General features: G+C 68.3%; 26 protein-coding genes and 1 pseudogene. 13 read left to right on the top strand and 14 right to left on the bottom strand.

What is annotated here, in order from left to right; translation table 11 throughout:
- The first annotated feature begins 43 nt into the window (after positions 1 to 43).
- Entirely contained in the window at positions 44 to 727 is a 684-nt protein-coding gene (locus ACTWP6_RS15585) for an Rv0518 family GDSL lipase (protein WP_260752853.1), read from the top strand.
- Here the strand turns inward: ACTWP6_RS15585 and ACTWP6_RS15580 are convergent, their stop codons facing one another.
- Both ACTWP6_RS15580 and ACTWP6_RS15575 read right to left on the bottom strand, forming a co-directional pair.
- Positions 728 to 2,104 (bottom strand): hypothetical protein, encoded by a 1,377-nt coding sequence (locus ACTWP6_RS15580; RefSeq protein ID WP_443188159.1) that lies wholly within the window; start codon positions 2,102 to 2,104, stop codon positions 728 to 730. It abuts the gene before it with no gap.
- The gene (locus ACTWP6_RS15575; RefSeq protein WP_443188158.1) at positions 2,101 to 2,691 is read right to left on the bottom strand and encodes a TetR/AcrR family transcriptional regulator; all 591 of its coding nucleotides are present in this window, start codon (positions 2,689 to 2,691) and stop codon (positions 2,101 to 2,103) included. Before ACTWP6_RS15575 ends, ACTWP6_RS15580 begins: the two co-directional genes overlap by 4 nt.
- Positions 2,692 to 2,911: 220 nt before the next feature.
- Between ACTWP6_RS15575 and ACTWP6_RS15570 the strand changes: the two genes are divergently transcribed.
- Positions 2,912 to 3,205, top strand: coding sequence for a Dabb family protein (locus ACTWP6_RS15570; RefSeq protein WP_443188157.1), 294 nt, complete (start codon positions 2,912 to 2,914; stop codon positions 3,203 to 3,205).
- Between the two features lie 24 nt (positions 3,206 to 3,229).
- Here ACTWP6_RS15570 and ACTWP6_RS15565 read toward each other — a convergent pair whose 3' ends face one another.
- A complete protein-coding gene (locus ACTWP6_RS15565) occupies positions 3,230 to 3,973 on the bottom strand; it encodes a glutamine amidotransferase (RefSeq protein WP_443188156.1) in 744 nt (247 codons plus the stop codon).
- 35 nt (positions 3,974 to 4,008) lie between these two features.
- On the opposite strand from ACTWP6_RS15565, the gene ACTWP6_RS15560 reads away from it, so the two are divergent.
- On the top strand, positions 4,009 to 4,785 hold the full coding sequence (locus ACTWP6_RS15560; RefSeq protein ID WP_443188155.1) for an O-succinylbenzoate-CoA synthase: 777 nt from the start codon (positions 4,009 to 4,011) through the stop codon (positions 4,783 to 4,785).
- Positions 4,786 to 4,801: 16 nt separating this feature from the next.
- On the opposite strand, the gene ACTWP6_RS15555 is transcribed toward ACTWP6_RS15560, so the two are convergent.
- Positions 4,802 to 5,542 carry an enoyl-CoA hydratase/isomerase family protein gene (locus ACTWP6_RS15555; RefSeq protein ID WP_443188154.1) on the bottom strand — a complete coding sequence of 247 codons (741 nt, stop codon included), beginning with the start codon at positions 5,540 to 5,542 and terminating at the stop codon, positions 4,802 to 4,804.
- A gap of 2 nt (positions 5,543 to 5,544) precedes the next feature.
- Positions 5,545 to 6,525 carry an aldehyde dehydrogenase family protein gene (locus ACTWP6_RS15550; RefSeq protein WP_443188153.1) on the bottom strand — a complete coding sequence of 327 codons (981 nt, stop codon included), beginning with the start codon at positions 6,523 to 6,525 and terminating at the stop codon, positions 5,545 to 5,547.
- Positions 6,526 to 6,535: 10 nt separating this feature from the next.
- On the opposite strand from ACTWP6_RS15550, the gene ACTWP6_RS15545 reads away from it, so the two are divergent.
- Positions 6,536 to 7,333 (top strand): SDR family NAD(P)-dependent oxidoreductase, encoded by a 798-nt coding sequence (locus ACTWP6_RS15545; protein WP_443188152.1) that lies wholly within the window; start codon positions 6,536 to 6,538, stop codon positions 7,331 to 7,333.
- Between the two features lie 117 nt (positions 7,334 to 7,450).
- Here the strand turns inward: ACTWP6_RS15545 and aceA are convergent, their stop codons facing one another.
- The 5 genes from aceA to tenA form a co-directional block, all read right to left on the bottom strand.
- The gene (gene aceA, locus ACTWP6_RS15540; protein WP_443188151.1) at positions 7,451 to 9,739 is read right to left on the bottom strand and encodes an isocitrate lyase ICL2; all 2,289 of its coding nucleotides are present in this window, start codon (positions 9,737 to 9,739) and stop codon (positions 7,451 to 7,453) included.
- Between the two features lie 45 nt (positions 9,740 to 9,784).
- On the bottom strand, positions 9,785 to 10,426 hold the full coding sequence (gene upp / locus ACTWP6_RS15535; protein ID WP_260752866.1) for a uracil phosphoribosyltransferase: 642 nt from the start codon (positions 10,424 to 10,426) through the stop codon (positions 9,785 to 9,787).
- Positions 10,426 to 11,679, bottom strand: coding sequence for a URC4/urg3 family protein (locus ACTWP6_RS15530; RefSeq protein ID WP_443188150.1), 1,254 nt, complete (start codon positions 11,677 to 11,679; stop codon positions 10,426 to 10,428). Before ACTWP6_RS15530 ends, upp begins: the two co-directional genes overlap by 1 nt.
- On the bottom strand, positions 11,676 to 12,947 hold the full coding sequence (locus ACTWP6_RS15525) for a GTP cyclohydrolase II (protein WP_260752868.1): 1,272 nt from the start codon (positions 12,945 to 12,947) through the stop codon (positions 11,676 to 11,678). The genes ACTWP6_RS15530 and ACTWP6_RS15525 overlap by 4 nt, the downstream gene beginning before the upstream one ends.
- 78 nt (positions 12,948 to 13,025) lie before the next feature.
- Positions 13,026 to 13,724, bottom strand: coding sequence for a thiaminase II (gene tenA, locus ACTWP6_RS15520; protein WP_260752870.1), 699 nt, complete (start codon positions 13,722 to 13,724; stop codon positions 13,026 to 13,028).
- Between the two features lie 88 nt (positions 13,725 to 13,812).
- On the opposite strand from tenA, the gene ACTWP6_RS15515 reads away from it, so the two are divergent.
- The 6 genes and pseudogenes from ACTWP6_RS15515 to ACTWP6_RS15490 all read left to right on the top strand — a co-directional run bounded on the left by ACTWP6_RS15515 (position 13,813) and on the right by ACTWP6_RS15490 (position 19,329).
- Positions 13,813 to 14,499: a DUF899 domain-containing protein gene (locus ACTWP6_RS15515; protein ID WP_260752871.1), complete on the top strand. Its 687-nt coding sequence runs from the start codon at positions 13,813 to 13,815 to the stop codon at positions 14,497 to 14,499.
- A 48-nt stretch (positions 14,500 to 14,547) separates the two neighbouring features.
- Entirely contained in the window at positions 14,548 to 15,045 is a 498-nt protein-coding gene (tpx, locus tag ACTWP6_RS15510) for a thiol peroxidase (protein ID WP_260752872.1), read from the top strand.
- A 198-nt stretch (positions 15,046 to 15,243) separates the two neighbouring features.
- Positions 15,244 to 15,867 (top strand): NlpC/P60 family peptidoglycan-binding protein RipD, encoded by a 624-nt coding sequence (ripD, locus tag ACTWP6_RS15505; RefSeq protein WP_260752873.1) that lies wholly within the window; start codon positions 15,244 to 15,246, stop codon positions 15,865 to 15,867.
- A gap of 78 nt (positions 15,868 to 15,945) precedes the next feature.
- Positions 15,946 to 16,104 (top strand): annotated as a pseudogene (locus tag ACTWP6_RS15500) (TetR/AcrR family transcriptional regulator); the annotation flags it as partial.
- Between the two features lie 149 nt (positions 16,105 to 16,253).
- The gene (locus tag ACTWP6_RS15495; RefSeq protein WP_260752876.1) at positions 16,254 to 17,441 is read left to right on the top strand and encodes a PE-PPE domain-containing protein; all 1,188 of its coding nucleotides are present in this window, start codon (positions 16,254 to 16,256) and stop codon (positions 17,439 to 17,441) included.
- A 73-nt stretch (positions 17,442 to 17,514) separates the two neighbouring features.
- On the top strand, positions 17,515 to 19,329 hold the full coding sequence (locus ACTWP6_RS15490; RefSeq protein WP_443188149.1) for a fatty acyl-AMP ligase: 1,815 nt from the start codon (positions 17,515 to 17,517) through the stop codon (positions 19,327 to 19,329).
- 4 nt (positions 19,330 to 19,333) lie between these two features.
- Here the strand turns inward: ACTWP6_RS15490 and ACTWP6_RS15485 are convergent, their stop codons facing one another.
- Positions 19,334 to 20,053, bottom strand: coding sequence for a CPBP family intramembrane glutamic endopeptidase (locus ACTWP6_RS15485; protein ID WP_260752878.1), 720 nt, complete (start codon positions 20,051 to 20,053; stop codon positions 19,334 to 19,336).
- Between the two features lie 21 nt (positions 20,054 to 20,074).
- Positions 20,075 to 20,614, bottom strand: a complete 540-nt coding sequence (locus ACTWP6_RS15480) for a YdcF family protein (RefSeq protein ID WP_396885499.1) — start codon at positions 20,612 to 20,614, stop codon at positions 20,075 to 20,077.
- Positions 20,615 to 20,807: 193 nt separating this feature from the next.
- Between ACTWP6_RS15480 and ACTWP6_RS15475 the strand changes: the two genes are divergently transcribed.
- Together ACTWP6_RS15475 and ACTWP6_RS15470 are read left to right on the top strand one after the other, a co-directional pair.
- Complete coding sequence (locus tag ACTWP6_RS15475; protein ID WP_260758131.1) at positions 20,808 to 21,374, top strand: hypothetical protein; 567 nt, start codon at positions 20,808 to 20,810, stop codon at positions 21,372 to 21,374.
- A 293-nt stretch (positions 21,375 to 21,667) separates the two neighbouring features.
- Positions 21,668 to 23,116: a hypothetical protein gene (locus tag ACTWP6_RS15470; RefSeq protein ID WP_443188148.1), complete on the top strand. Its 1,449-nt coding sequence runs from the start codon at positions 21,668 to 21,670 to the stop codon at positions 23,114 to 23,116.
- A 56-nt stretch (positions 23,117 to 23,172) separates the two neighbouring features.
- On the opposite strand, the gene ACTWP6_RS15465 is transcribed toward ACTWP6_RS15470, so the two are convergent.
- Positions 23,173 to 23,925, bottom strand: coding sequence for an alpha/beta hydrolase family protein (locus ACTWP6_RS15465; RefSeq protein WP_443188147.1), 753 nt, complete (start codon positions 23,923 to 23,925; stop codon positions 23,173 to 23,175).
- 101 nt (positions 23,926 to 24,026) lie between these two features.
- Between ACTWP6_RS15465 and ACTWP6_RS15460 the strand changes: the two genes are divergently transcribed.
- Positions 24,027 to 24,908 (top strand): TIGR03854 family LLM class F420-dependent oxidoreductase, encoded by an 882-nt coding sequence (locus ACTWP6_RS15460; RefSeq protein ID WP_443188146.1) that lies wholly within the window; start codon positions 24,027 to 24,029, stop codon positions 24,906 to 24,908.
- Here the strand turns inward: ACTWP6_RS15460 and ACTWP6_RS15455 are convergent.
- On the bottom strand, positions 24,880 to 26,421 hold the full coding sequence (locus tag ACTWP6_RS15455; protein WP_443188145.1) for a class I adenylate-forming enzyme family protein: 1,542 nt from the start codon (positions 26,419 to 26,421) through the stop codon (positions 24,880 to 24,882). The genes ACTWP6_RS15460 and ACTWP6_RS15455 overlap by 29 nt on opposite strands.
- Positions 26,422 to 26,503: the final 82 nt, after the last annotated feature.

Raw genomic sequence — 26,503 nt, 5'->3', positions numbered from 1 at the left:
AGTCGAACGGCGGTCGCGGCGCCGGTGAAATTAGGCTGGTCCGGTGAGTCGCCTTCTGACAGTGGTGCTTTCCTTCGCGGTGCTGCTCGCCTGCGGGTATGCCCACGCTCCGCAGCAGCGCGAGGTGCGCCTCACCGAGTTCGCCGGAAACCGCGTCTCGGTGATCGGTGATTCGTACACCACCGGTAGCGACCAGGGCGGCAACGGTTCGAAAGGCTGGTCGCCCCAGGTGTGGAGGATGCTGACCGAGCACGGGATCGCGGTGACGCCGACGGTGGCCGCCGAGGGCGGCGCCGGGTACTGCACGCGCGGCAACCGCGGCAGCGTGTACGAGGACCTGACCGTGCGCGCGGTCAAACCCAGCGACGTGCTGGTGGTGTTCTTCGGTTCCCGCAACGACATGAAGGCCGACCCGACGCGGCTGTCGATCGCGATGTATGGCACGTTCTCCCTGGCTCGCCGGATCGCGCGCACTGCCGACCTGCTGGTGATCGGACCCCCTTGGCCGACAGCGGATCCGCCGCCGGAGATCGTGCGCGTGCGCGATGTGCTGAAATATCAGGCCGAGTTGGCCGGGGCGACGTTCTTCGACCCGATCGCCGCGCGCTGGTTCGTCGGGCGCCCCGAGCTGATCGGCGCGGACGGCGTGCACCCCACCGACGCCGGGCACGCCTACATGGCCGGGAAGATCGCGCCGCTCATCAGCGCCAAATTGCATCCCTTCTGATCAGAGAGTGAGCACCTGCACGGCGTACGCGTCGAGGCACAGCGAGCCGGGGCCCGACGGTGGGGATATCTCCACGGGTGCCGCGGTCTTGTTGATCAGCAGAAGTCTGCGTGTGCCGTCTGGGCTCACGAAGCCCTGTGCGCACACCCGGGGGTCGGGCATCTGCGGTTCGCCGGTGGCGGTGGCGGTGGACACCACGGAATCACCCGGTCCGAAGTGCTGCATCAACAGTTCGAGGGCGCGGTAGCGCGCATTGGGCTCGCCGGTGGCCCAGTCGAGCAGCGTGACACCGGGGATCATACCGGGGTAACCGACGAACTCGGCGACACCGACGAGATCGACGCCCAGCCTGACCAGTTGCGCCCAGAGGTAGGACTGCACGGCCGCGCTGAGCTCCCAGTACTCGTCCGGGATGTCGGGTGCCGGGTCCATCACCTCAGGGGTGAAGGTGCCGATCTCGTTGACGAAGGTCTGGGTGGCCGGGGCGATCCGCCGGCGGATCGATTCGATGAAGCGTGCCTGCTCGACGAATGCGTCGGCCTGTGCGAAGAACACGTCACGCCACTGTTTGAACGGTGGATTCCCTTCGCGGGAGTAGGGATTCACGATCTCCGGGTGGGCGTAGAAGTGGTAGGAGATGGCATCGGGCGCTGCGCCGTCGTCGTGATTGGCCGGATCGAGGAACTGCCAGAAGTATTCGGGATCCCGGTGCAGGTGCGTCAACGACAACCCGACGAACTTCATCTCGGGATCCAACGGGCGGAGCCGGGTCACCACCGCGTCGTACAGCTTGGTGTAGGTCTGCGGTGACATGCCGCGCATATCCGGCTCGCACAACACCTCCCAATAGTCGAAGCGGTAGCGGTGGCCGGATTCGTGCCACTGCCCGAGTTCATCGGTGAATCCGCCGGCGATGTACCAGCTGGCGATCCGGAAGAAGTAGTCGGCCACCTCAGCGCAGGTGGGATCGCGCAGTTCGGCACCTGCCTCGTAGTTCCAGACGATCTCATCGGGGTCCTCGGGGAGATTTGGGACATCTGCGGTGAACATCCATGCCGGGATGGTGGCGAAGTTCATCACCACCTGCCGCCCCTGCGTGGCCTCCATGAAGTCGGCCACGAAGGGATCGAGAAGCTCGAAGTTCCACGATGTTTCGGTCGTCGTCGGCGGGTTCAGCGCCGGGACCGAGATCCGCGGATGTGAGAACCAGGGCAGGAATCGGGCCAGGTCGGCGTTGAGGTCGCGTAACGCCCGGAAGGCCTTGTCGTGGATCGGCGAGCTCCGCCGCAGCGGGGGAGCAGTCCACAGGTGTGTGGTGAGGGTGGTCTGCGATATGCGCTCGACAGTGTCCCAGTCCACGTCGATCCGGATCGTCACCGCGTTCCTTTCCTGGGGCTGAACCCGACTGCGGGCAGGATCGCCTGGTCGACAATGGCGGCCCGGACGGCGTCGTCGGGCAGGTCGCCGGTGTCGATCTGGTGCTTGATCACCAGCGCCTCACCTATGTCGCAGACCACCGGTGTCACCAGCCGGCCGTCGATCTCGCCGAGGGCGGCGTAGTGCTCGAGGACCACACGCGTGAAGCGTCCACCGTGTGAGTGGAAGACGCGGCTGTACAACGCCTCGGCGAGATCAGGCCGTCGTCGACGGTCGGCGAGGACGGCGGCCACCGCAGGTGCCGACGGCCCGCTCAGCCACGCCGTGAGCAGGTCAAGCGACCGCAACAGGTCGGCCCGTAGATCGCCGCCCGTCGGGGAGGGCTGCTCGACGGGGTAAGCGTCGTCTAACGCGTCGAGGAGCAGGTCCTCGACCGTGGGCCAGTGCCGGTAGATCGACGTCTTCGCCACTCCGGCGCGCCGGGCGACGCCCTCAACGGAGAGCCGGCCGATCCCTGACTCGGCAGCCTCCGTCAGGACCGCGGCTCGGCAGTCGCCGATCAGCTGATCCAGCGTCCGTCTGTGCACGCCCCTCACTATAGAAACTATGGTGTAGCTACACAACCGTTTCTATCTGACAAATAGCGCCAAGTGCCGGGCGCCCCTTGTCGGCGTCCATCACCTTGGGCCCACGCGACTTGGCGATGTGGATGCGCCGTAACCGCCTGCAGTACAGCAGGTCTCGGACCGTCACACGCAGCTGCGCAAGAAACTAGGTAGGTGCGTGTGGCCCTGTTAGGGTTCGGCCGTGATCCGAAACGTGGTTCTGGCGAAGTTGACGACCGGCTACGCCGCCGCCGAAGTGGAACGCATCCAGAACGGCCTGCGGGCGTTGAACTGCCCCGGCACCGTGCGCTACACCGTGGGCTCCGACGCCGGCCTGCGCGACGGCAACTGGGACTTCGTGATCGTCGCCGACTTCGAGGACGTCGCCGCCTACCGCGGTTACGACGAGGATCCCGCGCACAACGAATTACGGTCGCGGCTGGCGCCTTTCATCGAACAGATCGCCCGCGCGCAATTCGAGATCCCGTCGAGCTGAGACCGGACGGGCCGGCGCAACCCGCTAGCCCGCCCGCCGGTACCGCTGCACGAACCGCCGCAGGACCGTCATCGGGTGCATCACGGACCGTTGCCGCGCATCGTCTTTGAGCGCCTGCGCCGTCTCGGGGGCGAAGTAGCCGTGGTTCTTGTAGACCTCGATGCGGGTGCACAGGCCGTCGACGTCGAGCTCGGGATGGAACTGCGTGGCATAGACGTTGGCCCCGACCCGGAACGCCTGCACGGGGCAGTCCACCGAGCGCGCGAGCCGGACGACATGAGCCGGCAGCCGCGTCGCGGCCTCCTTGTGTCCGCCGAACGCGTCGAAGGTGTGCGGCAATCCGGCGAACAGCGGGTCTCGGTGGCCGTCGTCGGTCAGATGGACGGTCATCCCGCCGACCGGCTCGCTGTAGGACCGGTCGATCACCGCGCCGACCGCCGCGCCGACGGTGCCGATGCCGTAACAGCAGCCCAGGAACGGAAAGTCCGTCGCGATCACCTCGGCGAGCAACGCGGCCAACTCTGCCTCCACCCGGCGCTGCGTCGCAGATTTCGCACCGGGCTCGTCGCTGACGTTGTAGGGCCCGCCGCCGAGGATGATGCCCGACCACCTCGCGAGGTCGACCGCACCGAGTTCCTCGTGGGTCAGCCGGACGCGGCGCAGTCCAGCCTCGTCCAATCCGGAGAACCGCATCATCGCCGCATACTCGTCGTCCGCGGCTTCGTCCTCCCCGCGGATCGACAACAGCAGAAACGCGGCGTCGGCCACGGCGTAAGCGTATCGACGGGCTACGTTGTCGGTCAGTGAGAACCTTCATCGATTTCGACGACGCCCCGGTGTTCGCCGTCCCCACCGCCGCCGGCACGCGGGAGGGAGTGCTGCTCGACGGACCCCAGGGCTGGGGCGAGTTCAGCCCGCCCGCCGGTGCCGACGACGCGCTCGCGGCACGCTGGCTGACCGCGGCCATGGAGCCGAGCACGGTCGGCTGGCCGGACGCCGTTCGGGGCCGGGTGCCGGTCGGTGACGGCGCTGGGCGGGCCGTGGTCGAGGTCGACGACGTCGACGCCGCCCTTTCCCAAATCGCGCGGCACGCCCATGTCGGGCTCGTGGAGCTGGTCTGCCGCGACGCCGCCGACGCCGGCCTGATCCGGCGGCGCGTCGACGTGCGCCTCGCCGTCGATGCGGAGCTGCTGGCGGTGGATCCCACGTGCGCCGACGTCGCGATCCTGCGGTGCGGGGCGCTCGGGGGAGTGCGGCGCGCGCTGCGACGGGCCGAGCGGCTGGGCATGCCGTGCGCGGTGGCTTTCACCGGCGTGACGAGCATCGGGCTGGCCGCCGACCTCGCGCTGGCCGCCGCGCTGCCCGAGGCACCGATGCTCCTCGGGCCGGTGCCGCAATGGCTGGCCGATCACGATGTCGTCTCCGTGTCACGCTCCCTCGTGCCGACAGACGGTTTTCTGCCTGCGGCGCCGATGCCGGCAGGGCCGGACCCGCAACGGCTGGCCCGCGTCGCGGTCAGCGACCCGGCCACGCTGGGGCGGTGGCGCACCCTGCTGCACCGCACCGCCGCGCTGCTATAGCGGTGGCCAGGCCGCGTCAGCCGGCCGAGGTGTGCAACCTACGCAGCGAGCCCAGCACCAGCCGATCGGCGGCCAGTTCGTAGGACTGGCGTTCGGACAACGATTCCACCGAACGCAGCATCGCCCGGATCTCGGTGTGCACTCGCGGCGCAGTCGCCAGCAGCACGTCGACCTTCTCGGCGATCACCGCGTCGAGCGTGTCCACGTCGCCGACCGCCTCGTTGATCAGGCCGATGCTGACAGCCTCCTCACCGCTGACCGGTGCGCCACTGGCGGTCAGCCAGAATGCGGCACGACGGCCCACCATGTGGGGGAGCCAGGCCAGCACCAGAGCCGGTGCCAGGTTGATCCGCACCTCGGGGAAGCTGAAGCGGGCGGCACGGGTCGCGACGGCGACGTCGCACAGCGCCGCCAGGCCCACCCCGAACCCGGCAGCGTCACCGTGGACCCGGGCCACGGTCACCAGGGGTGTCGCCGCCAGCGCGTCGTTGACTGCAATCAGTCGGCGAACCTCGCCCGGGAGATCGTCGGGTGTCGCTGCGGTTCGCTCCCGCCCGAGGCAGAAGCTGTCCCCGGCGGCAGACAGCACCAACACGTGCACCCCGTCAGGTGGCGTGGTGAGGATACCGGCCAAGGCATCGCACATGTCCATCGTCATCAGATTGCCGCCGGGACTGTCCAGACGGACCGTCAGCACGGCGCCGTCCCGCTCGACCTTAAGCCCCGGAACGGTCCAGACATCTTGGGTGACAGTCATTTTCAGTTCAGCCTTTCCAACGCTACGCCGCCGTACCAGTCGACGTCGTCCGGGGCGGTCCGCACCGTCACCGCGCGCACATGGGTGAAGTCGTCGAACGACTCGGTACCGCCTTCGCGGCCGTGGCCGCTTTCACGCACACCGCCCCACGGTGAACACGGGTCAAGCCGGTGGTGGTCGTTGACCCATACGATGCCGTGCTCCAACTTCGAGGCGACGCGGTGCGCCCGCGCCACGTCGCGAGTCCAGATCGACGAACCGAGACCGTACGGGGAGTCGTTGGCGATGGCGATGGCATCGGCCTCGTCCTTGAACGGGATCACCACCAGGACGGGGCCGAAGATCTCCTCCCGCGCGACGCGCATCTGGTTGGTGACGTCGGCGAGCACGGTCGGCGCAACGAAGAAGCCGTCGAGACCCGGCACGTCGACGGCCACACCGCCGGTGGCCAGCCTCGCCCCTTCGGAAACGCCGATCTCGACGTAGTTCAGGATGCGCTGGCGGGCACGTTCGGAGATGACCGGGCCAAGCTGGGTCTGCGCTTCACTCGGATCACCGATCCGGATTCGTTCGGCCTGGGCCGCCAGCGCGGCCACGAAATCGTCGTATACGGTTTCCTGCACCAGGATTCGGGTTCCTGCGATGCAGGTCTGTCCGGCGCCGACGAAACCGCCGAACGCGGCGCCCCGCGCCGAAACCTCGGTGGGCACGTCATCGAACACCAGGACCGGGGTCTTGCCGCCCAATTCCACCGTCGACTTCGCGAAACGCGACGCGGTGGCCACCGAGATGATCCGGCCGACCTCCGTCCCGCCTGTGAACACGACTTTGTCGACCATCGGATGCTCGGCCAGACCCGCGCCGGCCACCGGCCCCAGACCGGGGATGACGTTCAACACGCCGGGCGGGATCCCCGCCTCCAGCGCAAGCTCGCCGATCAGCAGCGCGGTCAGCGGGGTCTGCTCAGATGGCTTGAGTACCACGCTGTTTCCCGTGGCCAACGCCGGGGCGACGCTCTTGAGCGACGCCGCGGTCGATGCCCTCGTCGGCGGGGCGTCCCTGACCGGTCGGCATGCGTGGGTGACCGGCGCGGGGTCGGGCATCGGCCGCGCCTCGGCGGTGGCGCTGTCGCGACTGGGCGCAACACTGCACCTGGTCGGCCGCACGGCCAAGTCGCTGGACGAAACAGCCGAGCTCGCAACCGAATACGGCGGCGCGGCGAACGTCCACGTCGGCGACGTCACCGACACCTCGTTTGTGAGGTCGGTGATGGCCGGTCACCGCGTCGACGTATTGGTCAACAGCGCCGGACGCAACATCCCCCAGCGCCTGGACGAAATCACCCCGCACACCTATTCGGCGGTGATGGCGGTGAACGTCGAAGCCGCGCTGTTCGTCACGCAGCAGGCCGTCGCGCGCATGCGCGAGCACGGCCAGGGCGGATCGATCGTGTCGATCAGCTCACAGATGGGACATGTCGGAGGACCGCAGCGCACGCTGTACTGCGGCTCGAAGTGGGCTCTCGAGGGCATGACCAAGGCGCTGGCACTGGAACTGGCCGGCGAGCGGATCCGGGTGAACACCGTCGCGCCGACGTTCATCGAGACCGAGTTGACCGCGCGCAGCCTCGCAGAGCCGCAGTTCCGGGACTGGGTGCTCGGCGAGATCCCGCTGCGCCGGCTCGGCACGGTGGACGAGGTCGCGGCGGCGGTGGCCTACCTGGCCAGTCCGGCGTCGTCGCTGACCACCGGTACGTCGTTGCTGGTCGACGGCGGTTGGACCGCGCACTGACCCACCTTCCAGGCTGCAGGACACAGCAGCCACAGGTATCCACCTTTTTCAGACGGCTACTCGCACTTTCCCTGCAGAACGTGGATACCTGTGATTCGCCGGGCCTGGAACCCCCGCTCAGTCCTGCTTGCTGATCAGCCGCAGCAGCGCCTTGCGGTCGGGGGCGAGCAGTTCGTCGATGCGAGCCTGGTTGACGTCGGCGACGATGATCTCGCCGACCTCCTGGTAGACGTCGCTGAAGATGCCGTGCGACTTCATCTTCTCGGTCTGATAGATGTTGTCCTCGGTCGGCGTCACGTAGTAAACGATCTCGGCCTTGAAGCGGTGGATCAGCCACAGATGGATCAGGTCCATCAACCGCTTCTTCCGCATCTGCTCGGCGAACGTGTTCTGGTCTCGGACGGTCAGAATGCTGCGGCCGTGCCGGTCCTTGATCGGGTCGACGACGACGTTGGCCAGCGGATCCTCGCTGTCACCGAGGATCTGCAGGTCCAGCACGTCCGAACCGGCACGCCGCGGCCGTAACTGCACATGCAACCGTTCCGGCAGCTCGTAGTGCTCACTCCACAGTCCCAGCCACTCCTCAAGCAGCTTCTTGGGCACCTCTGTCTGCACCAGATGCTGGTGCTGGGTCGAACCCTTGCCCATCGCCTTGGTGGTCGCCGTCCGTCCCGACGACGCAGCCAGCGCCGCATCGCTGCGCGGCCCGCCGACGAGTGTCTGCGGTGTGCGGTACGGAGATTCGACGAGCCGCATCTTGCGTTGCAGCCGGGCCAGCGCGAGCATGCCCTCCTGGCGCAGCGACGTCGCGAACTCCTCGGAGGCCACGCCGTCGACCTGATGGCCGCCGTAGGTGATGAAGTTGAAGACGAACCCCATCTTGCCGATCTCCTCGGGGAACGCCCGCATCTCCTCGTCGGACATGCCGGTGGTGTCCCAGTTGAACGACGGCGACAGGTTGTAGGCGAGCATCTTGTCGGGGTAGACGGCGTGGATGGCGTCGGCGAACTGCTTGGCGTCGGCCAGATCCGCGGTCTTGGTCTCCATCCACAGGACGTCGGCGAACGGGGCGGCCGCCAACGACTTCGCGATCGCGTACGGGATGCCGCCGCGGACCTGGTAGTAGCCCTCGGGCGTCTTGACCCGCTCGCAGTCCCAGGCCACGTCGGCGCCCAGTTCCTTGGCTTTCTCCCTGGCCGTGTACAGCGGCGCCCGCTCGGCAAAGGCCCGCCATTCGGCCACGCTCATCGCCGAGGGCTCACCTTCGCGTTCCCGGAATTCCAGCAGCTCGGCCACGGCGCCGCCGTAGGTGTTGAGTCCGGCGTCGTCCTGCCACGCGTCGACGAAGCGCGACTCCACCTCGTCGAACACCGCGTCCAGTGACGGCTCGGTGCCGTCCTGCCATCCCGCGGCAGCATCGTCGATGACCGCCAGCAGCCCCTGGCGCTCCAGCCACGCCTCGGCAGTGGCGTACTCACCGTCGGGCAACGCGTAGAGCAGATGGCCGTTGAGCTCGGTGACGCCCTTGTCGTAGAACCTGCGCATCATCGCCAGGTAGCACGACTTGTACGACGGGGTCTTCAGGTTGGTCGCGCCGAGCAGGAACGGCTGGTCGCGTTCGTCGGCGCGACTGTCGATCAGGTTGGCCGCCTCGGCGTCGGTGCGGGCGACGATGATGCCCGGCACTCGCATGACGTCGAGCTGGAACCGCGCGGCATTGAGCCGCTTGATCTGCTCGTCCGACGGCACCAGCACCTTGCCGCCCTGATGTCCGCATTTCTTGGTGCCGGGACGCTGGTCTTCGATGTGGTAGCCCGGAACCCCGGCCTCGACGAAACGCCGGATCAGGTTGCGTACGTGCGGGTCCCCGCCGTGTCCGGTGTCGGCGTCGGCGATGATGAACGGCCGGTAATCGTAGGCCGGTGTCGTCTTCCGCTGTTCCTCGCTCATCTGCAGACGCAGGTACTGCTGGTTGCGGTCCGCGGTCAGCAGTGCCCGCACGATGCCGGCGGCCTCCTCCGGCACCTGGCTGAGCGGATAGCTGGCCAGGTCGGGGCCCGGGTCCTCGGAGATGGAGCCTTTGGCCGAGGTCGCCCAGCCGCCGAGGTAGATGCCCTCGATGCCCATCCGCTTCATCACCACGGCCTGGCCGGGGGAGTAGGGGCCGAACGTGGTGATGCTCCTGCCGTTGGCGAACAGTTCGCGCAGGTGCGGGTAGAACGCGGTCGCCGCCTCACGGGCGGTCGGATAGTCGGCAGGGATCGTGCCGCGCTGTTCGGCGACCTGCCGCGCCGTATAGAGACGGATGATGCCGTCGAATCGCGGGCTGTCGAAGTATCGCTGCGTCTCGGCGACATCGTGCTCGAACGGTGTCTGGGGCTGAAGGTCAGCTTCGATGATGGCCATGACACACCCTACGGCGCAAGACGGCGCGGGTGAACACTACTGGCGTCATTTGGTACCGAAGATCCGGTCGGCGACATCGCCGAGGCCCGGCAGGATGTAGCCATCGGGGTCGAGCTCGCGGTCGACGGCCGCGGTGAAGATCGGCACGTCCGGATGCGCGCCGGCCAGCGCGGCGACGCCCTCCGGGCAGGCGAGCAGGCACATGAACTTGATCGACTTCGGGTGGTACTCGCGAAGCCGCTCGACGGCCGCGATCGCGGAGTTCCCGGTGGCCAGCAGCGGGTCCAGCACGATCACGTCGCGTTCGTGCAGATCGCCCGGCATCTTGAAGTAATACTCCACCGCGACAAGGGTTTTCGGGTCCCGGTAGAGGCCGATGTGGCCGACCCGGGCTGACGGCACCACCTCCAGCATCCCGTCGAGGATTCCGGTGCCCGCGCGCAGCACCGAGACCAGGACCAGTTTCTTCCCGTCGATCACGCTGCCGGTGGTGATCTCCATCGGCGTCTGGACCTCCACCTCGTGCAGTGCGACGTCGCGCAGCACCTCGTAGGCCATCAGCGCCGAAACCTCGTGCGCCAAGCGGCGGAAACTGTTGGTGGACAGATCTTTCCGGCGCATCAGCGTCATCTTGTGCTGCACCAGAGGATGGTCGACGACACGCACCCCGCCCGGACCCGCCGCCATCAGAACACCGTCCCGTCACTGGTCACCGGCAGCGGCGGCAGCCCGCCGCGTAGCCGCTGCGCCGACGCGCGCCCGGCTGCCCATGTCCCACCCTCGAGCACACTTCCCAGCGGCATCCGCTGCGCGTCGACCCCGAGCCGGTCGCGCACCCGCGGCGCGATCTCGTCGAGCAGCGCCACCGTCAGCGCCCGCCACTCGACCACCAGCTCGTCAGCCGGCTCCCAGGTCCGCGCCGACGCCTCGCGGTCTCGCAGCCGCAGCACCCCGTGATCGAGCAGCAGCCCGCCGTTGCGGTACTCCGGCAGTCCGGTCAGGGTGTCCGCGCCGGTCACCGCGACGCCGCCCCACTCGAACGGTTCCAGCAGCGAATAGGTCAACCACTGCGACAGTTTGTGCAGCGGCAGCCAGCCGGCGGTCAGGCCCGGCCCGCAGACCGCGCCGTGACGCCAGCAGTCACCCACCGGTTCGTCGCCGATCACATTGCCGGACAACCAGATCCCGGACAATGACGACAGTAGGCAGGCCAGGATGTCGTGGGCGTGCACCCCGCCCGCTGCGGCCGGTCTGTCGTACAGCCCGCCGGGGCGGCTCTGTTCGCCGAACACCTCGGGTTGCGCGGCCAGCGCGTCGCCGAGGCGGTGCAACAGCGCGACTCTGCCGGCCAGCCCGACCAGCGGGTTGGCCTGGCTGACCTGGAACGCGGCGGCCAGCCGGTCCTCGGTGACCGAGCGCAGCCCGGTGGCATCGGCCTGCAGCGGCCGCGTCGGATCCCCGGAGAACATGCCGGAGACGAAGGCGTGCCAGCTGGCCACCGCCAGCCCCTCCGACCGGGTGAACTCCGCCCGGGCATCACCGTGCGACTCGGTGTAACTCCATCGGGGGCCCGCGCCGGCGTCGAGCAGCACGCTCACCACGGTCAGGTCGATCATCGCGCGTGCCCGTTCGTCGGCTCCTTCGTCACCGAGGAGCACGAGCAGTTCGGCCCGCCGGTCCACCCCGCCGGCCTCGAAGTGGCGCCACCTGCTGTGCAGCGGAACCCGCAGGTCCGGGAACCGCGCGCGGGTGACGGCAGCGACCTCGGCGGCGGCGCCGTCGAGTGCGACGTCGTCGACGGTGAACCACCGGGAATCCCCCGAACGGGCCCGGGCCAGCAGCTGCGCGGACCGGGTCCGCACCGCATCCGTGGACCGCAGCAGCGCGGCGGCGCCGGCGGGCCGGGCCGGGTCCGGCGGCGCGGTCACCGGGACCGTCATCCGTCGAGCCCCCGGCCCTTGGCCTTGCGCAACTCGTCGGCGTCGGGCACCTGCCCCGGGGTGAAGTAGCCGGCCGCCATCTTCGCGTCGATCTCGACCCGGGCGTCGGCGGGGATGAGCTCGTCCGGAATCGACACCCGCTCACCGACGTCGATGCCCGACCCGGTGATCGCGTCGTACTTCATGTTGCTCATCGACACCAGGCGGTGGATCTTGCGGATCCCGAGCCAGTGCAGGACATCGGGCATCAACTCCTGGAAGCGCATGTCCTGCACGCCGGCCACGCATTCGGTGCGGGCGAAGTACTGATCGGCCGTGTCGCCGCCGGCCTGGCGTTTCCGGGCGTTGTAGACCAGGAACTTGGTCACCTCACCGAGCGCCCGGCCTTCCTTGCGGGAGTAGGCGACCAGGCCCACGCCGCCGCGCTGCGCGCCCAGGATGCACTCCTCGATCGCGTGCGTGAGATACGGCCGACAGGTGCAGATGTCCGAACCGAACACATCCGAGCCGTTGCACTCGTCGTGAACGCGTGCGGTCAACTCGACCGACGGGTCGGCCAGGTCCCGCGGATCACCGAAGATGTAGACCGTCTGCCCGCCGATCGGCGGCAGGAACACGTCGAGATCCGACCGGGTGACCAGTTCCGGGTACATCCCGCCGGTCTCTTCGAAAAGCACTCGGCGCAGGTCGGTTTCGCTGCAGCCGAATCGCTGCGCCACCCCGGGCAGATACCAGACCGGCTCGACCGCGGCCTTCGTGACCTGCGCGGCGCCGGTGCCCAGCAGCACCCGGCCATCGGGGTGCAACCGCCCCTTCAGGAGCGCGTCGTGCACCTCCGGCAGGATCACCTGCGCCTTGGTCACCGCGATCGTCGGGCGGATGTCGACACCCGCGGCGATCTCGCCGGCGAAGACGTCGGCGACCATCGCACCCCACGGGTCGAGGCTCACGATCGCGACGGGATCGGCCCACTGCGGATACGGCCCGATCACGTCCGTCGGCGCGGTGTCGGTCAGATCGGCACGGTGCTCGCGCGAGAGCTTGCCCGCGGCGACCGCCAGTGCCCGGTACACGCCGTAGGCGCCGCTGTGGGTTCCCACGACGTTGCGGTGCCCGCGGCTGGTGGTGGTGCCGACCACGGGGCCGCGCTCGGCGGCGGTGGGAGCGCCCCAGCGCAGCCGCGGCGCATCAGCGCCCGCGCTGTGTGACGTCAGCCTGATGTGGCCGCCCGAAGACTTGGCGGGTGGCGGCGCGGCATCGGCGGACATCGGCCTCCTCGGCGAACGGCACGCTCAACAGGAAGCCGCCAGCTTAATCACTGCGAGCCTGTCACGCCGGTCATCCGCTCAGACCGGCCACTGCTCGCGCCGGTACCCGGCATCGAAAAACATCCACTCGTAGCGCGACGTCGTGACGAAATGCGCACGCGCACATGCCTCCTCGGCGGGAGTGAGCGCCGGGCCCATGTGGTCGGCGAGGGTGAGCACCTCGGTGACCGTGGCGGCGAACTCGTCCCCGCCGTAGCTGTCGATCCAGCGCTGATAGCGGGGATCGGTGGAGCCGCGCTCGAGCAGTTCGGCCCCGACCTCGGCGTAGATCCAGTAACAGGGCAGCACCGCGGCCAGTCCGTCGGCGAAGCTACCGTCGTACACGGTCGCCAGCAGATAGCTGTTGTAGGCCTGCGTGGTCGGGGACACCGGCACGCGGTCGACGCTGTCGGGGGACAGCCCGAGGGCGGGCAGCAGTTCGGCGTGCAGCGCCAGTTCCACGTCGAACACCTCGGCGGCGTGCCGGGCGAACATCGCCGTGTCGGCGAGCGTCGGCGCCTTGCCGCCGACCAGCGCCAGGGCTCGGGCGTAGGTCCGCAGGTAGTGCACGTCCTGGGCAACATAGCCGGCGAACGCGTCCGGGTCCAGGCTGCCGTCGGTCAGACCGGTGACGAACGGGTGAGCCACGATCGCATCGAAGATCGGTGCGATGTCGGTCCACAACCTCGTCGTCCACGAGTCAGGATGGTGGGAACCGATGCGCGGGGCGACGCTCATGGCGGTGTTCCTTTCCAACGATGAGTTCTGCGCAGCCGCTGAGTCGATATGGGTGTCATACCGACCGATCTGCCGGAGGCCGACTGTAATGACCGACACCCACGCCCTGCCGCCCGTGGTCGACGCCCAGACGTGGCGGGCGGCCCTCGACGAGCTCCGCAAGCGCGAGAAGGCCGCCACCCGCGAGCTCGACGCGATTGCCGCCCAACGCCGGCGCCTGCCGATGGTGCAGCTGCCGGACTACACCCTGACCGGTGCCGACGGCCCCGTCCGGCTGGTCGACATCTTCGAGGGTCGCGCGCAGCTAATCGTCTACAACCACATGTGGTCCGACGGAGCGGAATGGCAGTGCGGCGGCTGCACCGGATACACCTCGCAGTTCACCCGGCTGGACTTCCTGGCCAACTACGACGCGAAATTCGTGATCGTGACATCCGGGCCGATCGAGGAGGCCCTGGCCTATCGGACGAAGGTCGGCAACACGATGGAGTGGTACTCGTCGGCGCACAGCCCGTTCGCCACCGATGTCGACGCCGCGCCGAACACCGGATTCGCGGTCAACGTGTTCCTGCGGCACGGCGACACCGTGTACCGCACCTGGCACACCAACGGCCGGGGCACCGAGCAGCTGAGCTACACGTTTCCGCTGATCGACGTGCTGCCGTGGGGACGACAGGAAGAGTGGCAGGATTCGCCCGAGGGCTGGCCGCAGCGCCCCACCTATTCGGGCTGGCTGGATTCTCCTGACGTCGCCCGCCTCTACGGTCACCGCTGAACCAACCCCGTCGCGACCGACCGCGTCAAGCTTGGCAGACTGTGCGGCATGGCACAGATAACTTTGCGTGGAAACCCGATCAACACCGTCGGCGACCTGCCCGCCGTCGGATCTGCGGCACCCGGCTTCACCCTCACCGGAACGGATCTCGGCACCGTCGAGGCCGGTCAGTTCAGCGGCAAACCCCTGCTGCTCAACATCTTCCCGTCGGTCGACACCCCGGTCTGCGCCGCCAGTGTGCGCAAGTTCAACGAGAGCGCGGCCGGCGAGGGTGTGACGGTGCTGTGCGTCTCGAAGGATCTGCCGTTCGCGCAGAAGCGGTTCTGCGGCGCGGAGGGCATCGAGAACGTCACGACCGCCTCGGCGTTCCGCGACAGCTTCGGTGACGACTTCGGCATCACGATCGCAGATGGACCGATGGCCGGACTGCTGGCCCGCGCCGTGGTGGTGGTCGGAGCCGACGGCAACGTCGCCTACACCGAACTGGTGCCCGAGATCGGCCAGGAGCCGGATTACGACGCCGCACTCGCGGCGCTGCGGTACTAAAGACGCGCGCCACACCATAGAGGGCGACGCGCCGGGATAGGTCACCGTTCGGTTCCAGTCCCGCATCTCCTTGATCGACCGTCCTGCGACGACATCAAAACACCATGTCATGTGGTGTAGAAGTGGTTGTAGTGACTGTTGTTAATCGATGAGACCAGCGCCCGCGACGGCGCTGGCAGCGGAAAGCGGTGGACTGCAATGCGACGCGTCTTCATCTTCATGATCGGTATCGCTCTGGTACTGGCGACACCGGGCCTCGCGTCGGCACAGCCCGCGCGATCGGCGACCAACCAGAAAGCGGTCGAGGTCGTGATCGCGCGGGCTCTGTCCCAGCGCGGCGTGCCGTTCGCCTACGGCGGTGGCGGCGCGTCCGGCCCCGGCAAGGGCACGGTGGCGGCGCCCCTGCCGGAGTCGGCCACACCCGCTGCCCCGGACCAGGCCGAGATCGACGCGCAGTCCCTGGACCTGACCCCCGGACTGAACCTGCCGAGCGTCACTCCCAACTTGGCCGTCCCCGCTCCGGCGCCGGCCCCCCGCATCGAGGTGGTCGGGTTCGATGCCTCCGGCCTGATGGTCTATGCCTACGCCGGCGTCGGGGTGAAGCTGCCGCGGTCCTCCGGCGAGATGTACAAGGTGGGCCAGAAAGTCCTTCCCGCACAAGCACTGCCGGGCGACCTGATTTTCTACGGACCCGAGGGGACGCAGAGCGTGGCCCTGTTCGTCGGCAACGGTCAGATGGTCGAGACCACCGATTCCGGGGTCGCCGTCTCGCCGGTGCGCACCAACGGCATGACTCCCTACCTGGTGCGCATCATCGCGTAGAACCGCAGCGCGCGACGGCTCATCGCCCTAAGGGGCGACGGCTCCCGGCACCCGGTAGGCGAACGATCGCCAATCGGTGCCTGGCTGTTCTTCAACATGGCCGTTTCGACCACACTGCGCTACATCGAGTCCGACGACCCGATCAGCCTCGAAGAGCTCCGCGCCGGCCTGAAGTTCGCGTCAGCCGGTCTGCTGGTGGGCGATCCAGGTGCAGCAAACATATTTCCGGCGGGTTAACCCCCGGTACATATTGGTGACGGTGTTCGCTGACAGCGTCTCGCGCGTCCCGCGGACCTGTTGTGGGATCGACCCCTGTCGATTAGGGTCGTCTCGCCTGACTACCTTTATTTCGTTCTGGTAGCCCACTCCATGCGAAGGAACCACACGTGCGCGGAATCATCGCCGCGGCCGGTGTTGCATCGGTTGCTGCATTGGCCGGCTCCTGCCCACCGCCGTATGCGCTCGCAGCAAACGTACTGACGGTGACGGGATACACCGCGGCCGGGACGCTCGAGTGGGACATGAGCAAGGTTTTCCAGGGCGGCTACTGCGACGCCGACTCGGGAAACACCTGCACCCCGGTCCCGTACCTGTCCGGGCTGCCGCTGGTCGGAGAGTACGACGGGTTGCGGGCGCTGCGATCGGCGATCAGATCATCGACGGGCGAGACGATCGTGATGGGGTACTCCCAAGGGGCGCTGATCGCCGCGGACTGGATCGAGCAGCACAGGGGCAGGGCGGGCAGCCCGTCGCCGGAGAACCTGTCCTTCGTTCTCCTTGGGAATGCGCTGCGCAAGTACGGCGGGGTCCGCCCGATCTACGACATCGATCCGCCGACGCCGCACAGCGATTACCACGTCACCGACATTGCGCTCGAATACGACGGCGCAGCCGACTTCCCGGACAATCCGTTCAACCTGCTGGCGCTCGCCAACGCGTTCGCGGGCTTCCAGTACGTCCACATCTACGGATACGACGACGTCGATCTGGACGTTGCCGACAAGCTCGTCTGGATCGACGGCAACACCACTTATGTGCTGATCCGCAGCCAGAACCTTCCCTTGCTGGAGCCGTTGCGCCGGCTGGGCCTCGACGACCTGGCCGACAGACTCAACGGGCCGCTCAAGGAGATCGTCGACTCCGCCTACGACCGGGACTATCCCGGTCTGGTCGACCCAGAAACCGTTGCACTGCACAGCATTCCGGATACCTCGGGCGGTGACGCCGAGGTCGAGATCGCCGACACGAGCGGCACCAACCCCGCGCCGACCGCCCGGTGGGTGCCGGAATCCGACGCCGCACTCCACGACTCCGTCGACCACAAGGACGAGAACCTCTTGCAGACAGTCGAAGTCGACGACCGAGGGCAGGACGGGGATGAGGAGCCAACCGACGCGACCGTCGAGGAGAACACACCCGAGGAACCGTCCGGCGCTACCGAACCTGCCGACGCCGACGAACCCTCCGAAGCCGAGGACGCTCCTGAGCCCGGATCCGGCCACGCGTTTCAGGGCGCCGCAACCGAACCGAACGGCTCGCCCAGCTCGGACCAGCCGGACAGCTCGGAGCAGTAGCTTTCTTTACTTCACAAGTCCTGCTGCACAAGGAGATTCCGGCGGGGTCCGCCACCCTGCCTAGACTGCAGACATGCACCGCGACACGACGCGAGAGGCCGTCCCAGAGGGGCTGCTGCGGATCGAGGACTGTCTCGACGACGCCGGCGAGATCGTGTTGCCGCCCGGAGTCACCCTGATCTCGCTGATCGAGCGCAATATCGCCCACGTCGGAGACACCGTGGCCTACCGGTTCCTGGACTATTCGGGCGGGGACGACGCACACACCGTCGAGATGACCTGGAAGCAGCTCGGTGTCCGGATGCAGGCGATCGGCGCGCACCTGCAGCAAGTGGCCGGCCGGGGCGACCGGGTGGCGATTCTTGCGCCGCAGGGGCTGGAGTACGTGGCGGGTTTCTTCGCCGCGGCGAAGGCGGGGACCATCGCCGTGCCGCTGTTCGCACCCGAATTGCCCGGGCACGCCGAGCGCCTCGATGTCGCGCTCCGTGACTCGCGCCCGGCCGCCGTGTTGACGACGGCTGCCGCGCGCGGACCCGTCGAGGACTTCCTGGCGGCGATGGGCGATGCCGAGCGGCCCGCGGTCGTCGTGATCGACGACGTCGCCGACTCCGCTGCCCGCGATTTCGCCCCGGTGATCATCGACGTCGACGACGTGTCACACCTGCAGTACACCGGCGGCGCGACGCGCCCACCTGTCGGTGTGGAGATCACTCACCGCGCCGTGGGCACCAACCTGCTGCAGATGATCCTGTCGATCGACCTCCTGGACCGGAACACCCACGGCGTCAGCTGGTTACCGCTCTACCACGACATGGGGCTGTCCATGATCGGCTTTCCCGCGGTGTACGGCGGGCACTCCACGCTGATGTCGCCGACGGCGTTCATCCGCCGGCCGCTCCGGTGGATCGAGGCGTTGTCGGCCGCCGCGCGCAGCGGACGGGTGGTGACGGCGGCCCCGAACTTCGCCTACGAGTGGGCCGCCCGGCGCGGAGTGCCCGACCCCGACGCCGGTGTCGATCTTCGCGACGTCGTGCTGATCGTCGGCTCCGAGCCGGTCAGCATCGACGCGATCAACGCCTTCAACGCCGCCTTCGCACTGTTCGGCCTACCCGGCACCGCCTTCAAACCGTCCTACGGCCTGGCCGAGGCAACCCTGTTCGTCTCTACGATCGCGCCGGATGCGGAAGTCACCGTCCGATATGTCGACCGGCAGCAGCTGATCGAGGGCCGCGCGATGCCGGTACGACCGGACCACGAGCGGGCCGTCGCCCAGGTGTCCTGCGGTCAGGTTGCGCGTAGCCAGCGGTGCGTGATCGTCGACGGCGACGGCATTGAACGCCCCGACGGCGTGGTCGGGGAGATCTGGCTGCACGGTGACAACGTCGGCCGCGGCTATTGGGGTCTGCCCCAGCAGACTGCAGCCACGTTCGGGGCGCGGCTGGCCGGCACGCAGCCCGACGGTAGCCACGCCCTCGGCGTCGGCGTCGATGAGAACTGGCTGCGCACCGGCGATCTCGGGTTCTATCTGGACGGCGAGCTGTACGTGAGCGGGCGGATCGCCGATCAGCTCTTCGTGGACGGGCTCAGTCACTATCCGCAACACATCGAGGCCACCGCGGCCGATGCCTCGCCGGTGGTGCGGCGCGGGTATGTCACGGCGTTCACCGTCGACGGGGACGTGGTCGTCGTCGCCGAACGCGCGGCGGGCACCGCGCATGTGGACACCGCACAGGCCGTCGAGGCGGTGCGATCGGCGGTGCGGCGCCGGCACGGGCTCCCCGTCGCCGACGTGCGGGTGGTGCCGGCGGGCGCGATCCCGCGCACCACCAGCGGCAAGCTCGCCCGGCGGGCATGCCGCGCCGAGTATCTCGGCGGCGGCTTCGGCTGACCGGTCACGCCGCGGGCAGCACTCCTGCGACGGTGAACATCAGCACAAGGCCCGGCAGCAGGTTCGTCACCTGGTGCGCGACGATGCTCGCCGTGAGGTTCCCGGTGTAGAGACGGGCCAGGCCGATCGGGATCGCGATGACCAGCAGCAGCGGGACGCGGCTCCATTCGAGGTGCGCGACGGCGAACACCACGGTGCTGACCCCGAACGCGGCCCAGCGCCCCCAGCGCTGCTGCACCGCACCCCACAGCAGTCCGCGGTAGACGATCTCCTCGAAAACGGGCGCGATGATCGCGATCAGCAGGAACACCGCGATCGCCCACGCCCAGTCGCTCCGGATTTCGCCGAACACCTGGCCGGCCGCCGAATTCGCGTCCTCGCCGACGATCTGGATCCACAGCACCGAGGCCGGGATCGTGACCAGTAGGCCGCAGACCCCGAACAGCAGCCCGGCGCCGGCGCTGCGCCAGGACCATCGGAGGGCCAGATCTGCGCGAGGCCCGTTTCCGCGCAGTCGGGTGATGACGATCGCCACCGCCGCCGCGCACGCGCTGGGCACCCCGACCGCCAGCAGGATCACCGCGACGTGCACCGTGCCGGCCCCGGAACGGCCTCCGAACAGATAGCCCAGCAGCAGCGATGTCGCAAGATAGACCGCTTCAACGAGCACGAAGGCTCCCAGTCCCCAGCGGTGCCGGATCTCGGTCCGGTGTGCGTCGACCACGGTCGAACGCTAGTTCACGTCTCAGGTGATGGTGATGAACGGGCTGAGGACGTCACGCACGAACTGCGCGACATTGATCGACGGGTTGCCGTCGGGGAAGCTCACCGTCGCCAGCACGTTCCCACCGGCGGCGGCGAAATTGCCGTCTGCGCGGTCCTGATGGGACGACGAGGTCACCAGGATGATCCCTGACGTGCTCGCTTGTTCGGCAAGCGGCACCGAGAACGCGGCGTTCTGCACCGTGCTGTTGGCTCTGCCCTCGACGATGATGCGGTGGTCGGGGATGCCGTAGAGGCGCAGCATCTTGCGCATCTGACCGGCTTCGGTGTTGCCGTTGCGTGGGTTGCCGCCGGTGACGATGATGGGCGACTGCGGGAACATGTGTCCGATGGCCATTCCCGCGAGCACACGGGTGTGCAGGATCGTGCGCATGGTGCCGTCGGGTTTGAGCCCGTACCCCAGAATGACGATCGCCGGCTTCGAGAAGTCCTTGACCACGAAGGTCGGGGGAGCCGCCACGGCGGTGCCGACGGGCCCCAGGCTCAGCAGCCCGATCGCCATCGCCAGCGCGACGATCACCACGTTGCACCGGGCCACCAGCCGGCGACGTGTCACTGCCAATCGCGGAGTCATCAACCGGTTCATCGCCGTGGCGGCCGATGTCATTACGGTCGGGTCTCGAACCGTCAACAATGCGTGATCATCGGCGATGCGGGTTCGCACGGCCGGCCGAGGCGTGGTCTGGTGGATGGTGATGTCTGTCCACCGCTGTGCCTTCCGCCGTGCGGCGCTCGCCGCGACCGCCTCGCTGGCGTGCGTCCCGTGGGCGCTCGCCGCCGCCCCGACCGCCACCTCGGCGCCTCCGCCCTACGACGGTCAGGGGTACCTCGACTCGACGGCTCGGTGCGCCGCACCGGCCACCCTGGTCGTGTTCGGCAGCACCGCGGGGTCGCGGGTGGCGATCTGCCGCGACACCGACGGCGATTACCAGTACCGGGGTGTGCGCATACGCGACGGGGCCAGGTTGATCACCTCGGCGACGCAGTCGCCGGACGGCGCGTTCACCGCCACCAATGACGGCGTGGACTACATGGTGACCTCGGAGGCATTGGTGATCAGCGTGGGGGAGAAGGTGATCCGCGACGAGCCGATGGTGGACTTCCACCGGGCGGGTTCATCGGCGCCGTCGACGACCTCCCCCCGGACACCGTCGAGCACCTCGACCCCAGCACCGTCGTCGACCGCGAAGCCCACCCCGCTGCCGCCGCCGTTGCCCGCGGAGGTCGGCGGGGCCGAAGCCGACGGGTCAACCGGCGGGTAGCACCTCCACGTCGTCTCCGACGCGGAGCGCGACGACCTGCACGATGAACCGGTGAATTGCGAGCTGGAATCGCGTTTTCGCTCGAATCCCAGCGGCGCGTCCAGCGAAACGATTCGAAATTCGTCGCGAAGCCCCGGCAGAGTTTGCTGCATATCACACCTCAATTAACTGACGCACACGTCAGCAAATGACCAAATGGTGAGAATTTGTCTCATCCAGCTAGACAGAAGGTTCCATTCTGGATACTTTTCTTGCGGTCGGGGCCGATCACAGCAACATAGGAGGGGCGCGTCATGCCCGCAGTCGCACGTACCTACGTCACCGCCGGGGTCGCCCTGGTGGGGGCGGGTGTCATCTCCGCGGCACCGATCACCACACCACAGCCGCTGCACCGCACAGCAAGCTTTGAGGTCGGCCTGGTCGCTGCCACCGCAAGTTGCGAGCCCGGCGACTCCAGCGCCGTGTGCAGCAGCCCATCGGGGCTTCCTTCGGCGACCCCTTTCACCCCGACCGCCGACAGCACGAATGTATTCAACATTCCGGCCAACTTGTTTATCGCGCTGGCGAATACGCCGTACAACTTCTTCACCGCACTCGGCCCGGGAAATGTGCAGCTCGGATCCGAACCCGATGGTGGCCCGAGCTTCCAGCCGACCTACGAGGGCGTCACCCTGAACCAGCCCGACGGCAACGTCGTCGGCCTGGGCGCAAACTTGCACTACGGCGGTAGCTGGTGGGTGTACAGCCCCACCAACATCCTCGGAACCGACGCCGCCGACGTTCCGAGGTATCAGGCCATCACCAACCTGCTGGTGCCCTTCCCCGCCTTGTCCGTGCCGCTGGGAAACATGGTCGCCGCCATCGCCGCATCCCAGCTTCCGATGGACGAAGGCTGCACCGGAACCGGTTCCGGCGCCTGCGAGAATTCCTCCGGCATCACCAGCAAAATGTTCGATGTTCGTGCCATCGCGGCGCTGTTTTCGCCCGAGGGATATACCTATCCCGAGGCGCGTGAAGGCATCACCTGCAGTGAAGACGGCCAGTGCTACGTCAAGGATCCCGACGGCCGGGAGGTCCCGTGGTCCGGCCAGACCGTCAAGCTGGATCCCACCACGCCGTTCACCAGCTTCTACAACAGCCTGACCGGTACCCCTGACGTCTCGTCGATCAAGTTCGTGACACCCGAGCTCGTGCTGGCCAGCCTGGCCAGCATCTCCCGCGGGCTGAACACCGCCTACAACCCGTTCGTGCCGGGCACCCAGTGCGCGATCTGCGCGCCGTTCGTCCCGAACCCCGACAACGAGCCGGTGCCCGGACCGGTGTTCGAGGATCCCGACACCACGCCGGCTCCGGAAGCGCTCGTGGCCGGTCCGGCCACGGACAGCGCCGTCGACGCCCTGGCGGCTTCCACCCCGGCCACGGACAGCGCTGTGGTCGCCCAGGAGGCGCCCGCAGCCGCGGTCGCCCAGGACGAGGACCTCGACGCGCCGGAGCAGGCCACCGGTCCGAAGCACCGCAAGCCGACGGCCACCGGCGTGGCGGTGAAGAACGTGCGCGATTCGATCAACTCGACGATCTCCAAGCTGACCGACGGATTCAAGAAGCCCAGCTCGAAGAGCAGCGAGACGGACGGCAAGAAGGCCGAAGAGAGCACCTCGTCGAAGCAGCGCGAGTCCGGATCAGGTTCGGGTAGCTCCGATTCCGGCAGCAGCGATTCCGGCTCGGGCGGCTCGCAGAGCTAGCAGCTCGGTCCCGAGGACCGGCCCTTCTGCGCCCGTGACGGCGCCGACCGGCCTGCTCACAGGTACGGGTCAGCCCACGCACTGATGATGCGGGCCGCCCGTGCCGCCTGGTTCTTCCCGGTGAGCAGGTGGTCGGCGCCCTCGAGCGAGACGAAGCTGCGCGGGTGCCGCGCGGCGCGGAAGATGTCGCTGGCGTTCGCGATCCCGACCGTGTTGTCGGTCGGGGAGTGCATCACCAACAGCGCCCGGCGCAACGTCTTGATCCGCCCGTGCAGGTCTGCCTCGCGGACGTCCTCGACGAAGTCGCGGCGCAGCGTGAGCGCCTTGCCGCCGATGTGCAGAGGCGCTTCCCCCTCGGCCTCGACACGGGCCACCAGCGCGTCGTAGATGTGTTCGACGTGGGCAGGCCGGAACGGCGCGCCCACACTGGCCACGGCCGCAACCGACGGGCAGTGGTGCGCGGCCGCGATGGCGGCCGCACCGCCGAAGGAGTGCCCCACGAGCAGTCGCACCCCGTGACCGCGCTCGGTCATGAACTCGACGGCACGCGCGGTGTCGGCGACCTTGTGGGAGAACGACCCGTCGCCCCAGTCGCCTTCGGAGTCGCCCAGGCCGAGATTGTCGAACCGCAGCATGCCGATGCCCTCCCGGGCCAGCTCCTTACAGATCCTGCTGGCCGCCGGGCTGTCCTTGCCCAGGGTGAAGCCGTGGGAAAACACCCCCCACCCACGGGTCGGTCCTTCCGGCACGTCGATCAGCCCGGCAAGCGTGGGGCCGCTGCTGCTGAGGAACGTCACGCGTTCTGCCACGGGCTCATCCTGTCACCCGGTGCGTGCCGGTGACGGGCACAAACCCGCCCCGCACTGCGTTGCCTGACGGGAAAGCAGCGACGACAGACGAGGAGTCAGCGGTGAAGGTCCGGTTCGGAGTCAGCCTCGGCGTAGATGTGGAACACGAGCAACTGCCCGCTGTCGTCGACCATCTGGAGAGCACCGGGGTCGACTCGCTGTGGTTCTCCGAACTGGTGTACGCGCCTGCGGTGGAGCCCTTCGTCGGCATGACCTACGCGTTGGCCCGCACCACGCGGCTGAAAGTCGGCACCTCAGTGGCAGTGCTGCCCGGCCGACATCCGGTGCTGGTCGCCAAGCAACTGGCGTCGCTGGCCGCGCTGGCCCCGAAAAGGGTGCTGCCGGTTTTCGGTCTGCGTTCGGCCCTGCCGGCCGAGCGGGATGCGTTCGTGGTGCCGCACAACCAGCGGGCAGCGGTGTTCGACGAGTCGCTGCGGCTGCTCCGCGCGGCGCTCACCGAGGACCTCGTCACATTCCGCGGCGAGTTCTTCTCTGTCCGCGATGTCGACATCCACCCCAAACCGGCTCCCGGCCTCGATATCTGGCTGGGCGGATCGTCCCCGGCCGGGTACCGGCGCATCGGCGAGCTCGCGGACGGCTGGCTGGGCAGTTTCGTCACCCCGGCCGAGGCAGGCCGGGCCGTGGAAACGATCCGGGCGACCGCCGAGGCGGCCGGCCGGGAGGTGCCCGAGGACCACTTCGGCATCAACCTCGCGGTCGGTGACGGCGACCTGCCCGAGCCGGTCCTCGCCGCGATTCGCCGGCGACGCCCCGACCTGGACCCCATCGAGTTGGTCGCGGCCGACTGGGCGCAGCTGCACCGCCGGATCGACGCCTACGTCGGGGCCGGGCTGACCAAGTTCGTGATCCGTCCCGCCGCCCGGATGCCTACCTCCGATTTCCTCGATAGCTTCGTCAAAGAGCTTCTGCCGCGGCAGAACTGACAAACCAAGAGCCGAGTGCACGCCGATTCAGCTTGCCGCTGGGCAGGATCGGTAACTGGTCGTCGGTGGCGGTGAGCCAGCGGGTGGGAACCTTGTAGGACGACAGGGCATCCCGCGCGCGTCGCGCGACCGACTCCACGTCCACCTCGCCGCGCGCGGGTACCAGCACCGCGCAGACCTCTTCACCACGCTCGGGATGAGCGGTGCCGACGACCACACACTGCGCCACGTCGTGGAAGCTCTCGATGACCGCTTCCACCTCCAGCGGTGAAACGTTGGCCCCGGCAGTCTTGATCAGTTCGCTGGTGCGGCCGACGTAGAACAGCCGGGGATCGTCAGACCGGCGGTAGACGCGGTCGCCGGTGTGGTACCAGCCGTCGGCGTCGAACGTCTCATGGCGTTCGCGCTTGTTGTATCCCGCCATCACCCCGATGCCCCGGACGAGGAGTTCACCGACATCACCGTCAGGAACCGGTGTTCCGGTCTCGTCGACGATCTTGATGTCGGTGTAGCCGAATCCGCCCGCGGTCTCGGACATGGTGCGGTGCACCGGGAATCCATCCGGGACATCGGTCATCGCGATGTCGAGCGGGCCCTCACGCAGCATCGGGGCCGAACTGAGGTCCCGCCCCGCGAAAGTGGGGTGTTGACGCAGCTGCTGGGTGAACGCGGGCCAACCGACGAGGCCGGTGGCCCGTTCGTTCTCCGCGAGGTCGAGCGCGGCGCCGGCATCGAGCCTCGGCAGCACCAGCAGCGTGACCGGTTCGTGCAGCGCACCGGTCACGGCGAGCACCCCGCCGATCCAGAAGAACGGCATCGCCGACAGGATCACCGGGTCGGCCTCCGATCCCGTGATCGCGCGGATCGCCGCGGGCCAAGCGGAGGTCTGACGCACCAGCGTGCCGTGAGTGTGTAGGACGCCTTTGGGATCTGCTGTCGACCCGGAGGTGTGCACCATGATCGCGAGGTCGGCGGGGGACACCGCGGTCTCGGCGGCCGTCAGGATCTCCGACGACACGGAGCCGGCACCGTCCAGCGCTGTCGCCCACCCGAGGTCGCTGTCTCCGGTGAGCACGATGCGCCGGAGAAAAGGCGCTTCGGGCAACATGATTCGGGGGCCGTGCGCCCCGCTCAGTCCGGGTAACGCCTCCTGCAACCGGTCGGCGACGTCGAAGTCGAGAACCCGGGTGGGGGCGATCAGCATCGCGGCGTCGGCCAGCCGCAGCACCTTCGCCAGCTCGACGGGCCGATACATCGTGCTCAGCGGGACTGCGACGGCACCCACGCGTGACACCGCCAGCCACCAGAGGACCCACTCGGCGCTGTTGGGAAAGAACAGGCCGACCCGGGTGCCCTTGCCCACGCCCTGACCGAGCAGCCAGCGCGCCAACGCAGCCGAACGCCGGTCCGCGTCGGCATAGGTGAGTCGTTCGGTCGGGGTCACCACATACGGGCGTTCGCCGCAGGTGCGCGCCGCAGCCACCAGGAGGGCCGGAACGGTGAGAGCTTCCACCCGATGATCTTCCCCAACGGCTCCGCAGACCCGTTGTCGGGTGCCGGTGGCAGGATCGGCGACCGTGACCGAACGCACGACA

The sequence above is a fragment of the Mycobacterium sp. 4D054 genome (genome assembly GCF_052245755.1).
Lineage (GTDB): Bacteria > Actinomycetota > Actinomycetes > Mycobacteriales > Mycobacteriaceae > Mycobacterium.
This window is presented reverse-complemented; position numbering and strand designations above follow the sequence as displayed.

Bases quoted from the DNA above. Each gene is read 5' to 3' on its own strand.
- ACTWP6_RS15555 (WP_443188154.1), bottom strand. From the start codon at position 5,542: ATGACTGTCACCCAAGATGTCTGGACCGTTCCGGGGCTTAAGGTCGAG.
- aceA (WP_443188151.1), bottom strand. From the start codon at position 9,739: ATGGCCATCATCGAAGCTGACCTTCAGCCCCAGACACCGTTCGAGCAC.
- upp (WP_260752866.1), bottom strand. From the start codon at position 10,426: ATGGCGGCGGGTCCGGGCGGGGTGCGTGTCGTCGACCATCCTCTGGTG.
- ACTWP6_RS15530 (WP_443188150.1), bottom strand. From the start codon at position 11,679: ATGACGGTCCCGGTGACCGCGCCGCCGGACCCGGCCCGGCCCGCCGGC.
- ACTWP6_RS15525 (WP_260752868.1), bottom strand. From the start codon at position 12,947: ATGTCCGCCGATGCCGCGCCGCCACCCGCCAAGTCTTCGGGCGGCCAC.
- tenA (WP_260752870.1), bottom strand. From the start codon at position 13,724: ATGAGCGTCGCCCCGCGCATCGGTTCCCACCATCCTGACTCGTGGACG.
- ACTWP6_RS15515 (WP_260752871.1), top strand. From the start codon at position 13,813: ATGACCGACACCCACGCCCTGCCGCCCGTGGTCGACGCCCAGACGTGG.
- tpx (WP_260752872.1), top strand. From the start codon at position 14,548: ATGGCACAGATAACTTTGCGTGGAAACCCGATCAACACCGTCGGCGAC.
- ripD (WP_260752873.1), top strand. From the start codon at position 15,244: ATGCGACGCGTCTTCATCTTCATGATCGGTATCGCTCTGGTACTGGCG.
- ACTWP6_RS15490 (WP_443188149.1), top strand. From the start codon at position 17,515: ATGCACCGCGACACGACGCGAGAGGCCGTCCCAGAGGGGCTGCTGCGG.
- ACTWP6_RS15480 (WP_396885499.1), bottom strand. From the start codon at position 20,614: ATGGCGATCGGGCTGCTGAGCCTGGGGCCCGTCGGCACCGCCGTGGCG.
- ACTWP6_RS15475 (WP_260758131.1), top strand. From the start codon at position 20,808: ATGTCTGTCCACCGCTGTGCCTTCCGCCGTGCGGCGCTCGCCGCGACC.
- ACTWP6_RS15470 (WP_443188148.1), top strand. From the start codon at position 21,668: ATGCCCGCAGTCGCACGTACCTACGTCACCGCCGGGGTCGCCCTGGTG.